This window comes from Saccharomonospora saliphila YIM 90502 (assembly GCF_000383795.1).
Lineage (GTDB): Bacteria > Actinomycetota > Actinomycetes > Mycobacteriales > Pseudonocardiaceae > Saccharomonospora > Saccharomonospora saliphila.
In genome coordinates, this window is the sequence record NZ_KB912728.1 from 232,247 (window position 1) to 234,767 (window position 2,521).

Annotated in this window: 3 protein-coding genes; all 3 read right to left on the minus strand. The window is 75.0% G+C overall.

Annotated elements, in window-relative coordinates; translation table 11 throughout:
• Positions 1–381 precede the first annotated feature (381 nt).
• Positions 382–948 carry a glycosyltransferase gene (locus SACSA_RS27250; RefSeq protein WP_408640288.1) on the minus strand — a complete coding sequence of 189 codons (567 nt, stop codon included), beginning with the start codon at positions 946–948 and terminating at the stop codon, positions 382–384.
• Between the two features lie 92 nt (positions 949–1,040).
• Positions 1,041–1,571, minus strand: coding sequence for a glycosyltransferase (locus SACSA_RS27255; RefSeq protein WP_408640289.1), 531 nt, complete (start codon positions 1,569–1,571; stop codon positions 1,041–1,043).
• A 1-nt stretch (position 1,572) separates the two neighbouring features.
• A partial coding sequence (locus SACSA_RS0120085; RefSeq protein ID WP_332253401.1) for a DMT family transporter occupies positions 1,573–2,521 on the minus strand: 949 nt, incomplete at its 5' end.

The following is a 2,521-nucleotide window of genomic DNA, read 5'->3' on the forward strand; positions in this document are numbered from 1 at the left end:
GACCCGGCCGACCTGCGCGCCGGGCTGGCGCGCGGCGCGGCCGTGACCGTGGGATTCCTGCCCTCGATTCCACTGGCCTTCGCCGACCCGGTCGCCGGGCAGCTGTCCTGGCTGCTGGTGGTGCCGTTGAGTGTGCTCGCCCGGCCTGTGCGGGGGCGCCGGCGCTGAGGAGCCCCCGCACCGGTCCCCCGGGCGGGCGGCCGTACGTGCGGCTCAGTGGGCGCCGGTGAGGGTTCCCGCCAGCGCGCGGTGCCGTTGGTGGCTGTCGGCTCACGCCGCTTGGGGGAGCACACTCTACGCGTCGGTGGCCCGTCGTGATCAGCCGGTGTCTGCAGTGTCACCCGACCCGGCGGGAGGGCGAGAGGGGCACCGACGCGTGGCTCATCGCCGGAGAAGGCCGGTGTAGATCTCCTCGAAACGCGCCAGCGTCGCCTCGTGGTCGTGGGCGGCCGCCACCGTCCTGCTCGCCGCGCCCATGCGGTCGCGCAGCGATGCCGAGGACAGAAGCCGCGTCAGCGCCGCCGCGAGCCCGGCGACGTCGCCGGGGCGGAACAGAAAGCCGTTGCGCTCCGGTGAGACGAGATGCGGCAGTGCCACCGCGTCGGCGGCCACCACCGGCAGGCCGGAGGCCACCGCCTCCAGCGTGGCGATGCTCTGGAGTTCGGCCACGCCGGGAATGGCGAACACGTCCGCGGCCTGATACGTGATGGGGAGCTGCTCGTCGGGCGCGAAGCCCAGGAACCGCACGCGGTCGGCCACGCCGACCTCGGCCGCGAGCCGCTCCAGTGCCGGACGCCGGGTGCCCGTGCCCACCAGGACGAGCTGGGCGTCGAGGGTCTCGTGGACGCGGGGCAGGGCCCGGATCAGTTCCTCGAGGCGCTTCTCGGCGTCGAGTCTGCCCACGAAGGCGACGGTGGGCAGGTCGGGCAGCCCGAGCTCCTTGCGCATCGGCGTGCGTGGCCCGTCCGGCGGGCGGAACCGGCCGGTGTCGACCCCGCAGGAGACCGCCTCGACCGTGCGGGCGAAGCCCTGGCCGGTGATCAGCTCCGCCGCCGCGCGCGTGGGCGCCGTGACGTGGTCGGCGTGGTCGTAGACGCGACGTGGTCGGCGTGGTCGTAGACGCGCAGGCAGTCGCGCCAGGCCAGCCGCGCCACCGGCGCGTGCAGGCGCGCGGGCAGGTAGGGCAGGAGGTTGTCCGGCATGAAGTGGTGTGTCGCCACGACAGGGACACCGAGCCGGGTCGCGGCCCGCACGGCGGCCCGGCCGAGGGTGAAGTGGTCCTGCGTGTGCAGCACGTCCGGCGCGACGGCCGGGACCAGGCGCCGCAGGATCCGGGGCACCCCGGGCGGGGGAACGAAACGCACGCTCGGGTGAATCACCAGCGGGATCGACCGCAAGCGGTGCAGCAGGACGCCCTCCTCGCGGACGTCCCGGCGCGGACCGGTGTCCGAGGCGCAGACCACGTGGACGTCGTGTCCCCGGCGGGCGAGCCCGGTGGCGAGCCGGTGGGCGAAGAACGAACTGCCGCTGACGTCGGGCGGGTAGGTGTCGGTGGCGATCAGGACCCGCATGTCAGCCCTCCTCGACGGACGACGGGCTCGCCGCGGCGTAGGAGCGGGCCAGCGCGACCACACCGGCCACCACCACGGTGGCCGAGACCCCCATCCAGGCGGCCTTGGCCGCGGTGCCGGGCATGGGCTCGCCCAGCACGAGGACCCCGACGGAGGCGGCCACCACAGGGTCGGTGATCAGCAGCACGGCGAAGGCCAGCGCGAACCGGCGCATCCGGTAGGCGTGCTGCTGGGCGAGCGCCCCGCAGGCCAGCAACATCAGCACGACCACCGTCGGCCAGCCGAGCACCGCCGAGGGGTCGGCGAGCGCACGATGCCCGATCACGCCGACCAGCGCCGACCCCACCCCGAACGCGGACCCGGCGGCGAAGGCGAGCAGGGCTGCCTTGGCGCTGCTCGAGTCGGTGGTGGAGGCCATCAGCGCCGCGACGCCGGTGACCAGCAGGGTGCCGGAGCCGAGCGCCAGCGCTCCGGCCAGGCTCAGCGTCGGGTCCTTCGGGTCGTGCGGCAGCGCGGTGAGCAGCCCCGCCAACCCGAGCACGATCGCGGTCGAGCCGAGCAGTTCCGCGGGGCGCACCCCACGGCGGTCGAGCAGCGCCTTGGTTACGACCGCGAAGAGCAGGCCGGTCGTGCCCACCGGCTGGATGATGCTCACCGGGCCGTGGCTGAGCGCCAGCACGTGCAGAGCCACGCCGACGCCCGCGCAAACACCGCCGAGCAGCCAGCGAGGGTGCCGGGCGAGGGAGAGCACGAAGCGCATCTGGCCCGCCGCGGCGCGGGTGCCCGCCACGACCCGTTCCTGCAGCGCCGACCCGACCGCGATGAACAGCGCACCGAGCGTGGCCAGGGCGACCGCGAAGGCGAGCACCATGATCAGCCGCCTCTCCCGCGCCGTTCCACCGTCCTGTCCCGGCCCGGCCCGGCATGCCGGCGCCCCGCGCCGCGCCACC

Coding starts and splice junctions, on each gene's coding strand:
- SACSA_RS27250 (WP_408640288.1), bottom strand. CDS start 948: ATGCGCAAGGAGCTCGGGCTGCCCGACCTGCCCACCGTCGCCTTCGTG.
- SACSA_RS27255 (WP_408640289.1), bottom strand. CDS start 1,571: ATGCGGGTCCTGATCGCCACCGACACCTACCCGCCCGACGTCAGCGGC.